The sequence below is a fragment of the Polaromonas sp. P1_G2 genome, from assembly GCF_056405515.1.
Map to the genome: position 1 here is coordinate 1 of NZ_JBFUBY010001308.1, position 426 is coordinate 426.

Below are 426 nucleotides of genomic sequence, written 5' to 3' on the forward strand. Positions count from 1 at the left end.
GCATAGTTGAGTTCGTAGAGCGCATGCCGTCCGCCGAATTCGGTGCCGGTCGCATCCCAGAGCAGTTTCATGATCTTGATGCGCTCGACATGGCCCATATCGCCGGAACCGCGGACATATTGCGCCAGGTAGCGATCGATTTCGGGATTGGAGAAATCCTTGGCCGAGGACGGCAGATAGATCAGGCCCGAGGCGATCACCCGGCGCACGGTGTCGATGACGCGCGGATAGGCTTCCGACATGAAGGTGCGGTAGCTGAGTGCGGCTTCCATGTTGGGCAGGACCGCGCCATTGGCCCAGGGCTGCGGATTATAGGCCATGGCATTGGAAAAGCTCCAGAACATGTGGCGTAGCCCGATCACTTCGCCAAGTGCTGCCTGGTTACCGCGGAAGGCATCACCGCCGGTTGCACGCAAAGCCTTCGCC

1 protein-coding gene is annotated in these 426 nt (G+C 60.3%); it reads right to left on the reverse strand.

The genetic code is table 11. The features are described from left to right. The coding region (locus AC1D0P_RS30280) for a 4-hydroxyphenylacetate 3-hydroxylase C-terminal domain-containing protein (RefSeq protein ID WP_477680113.1) at nucleotides 1-426 on the reverse strand (426 nt) is incomplete at both ends.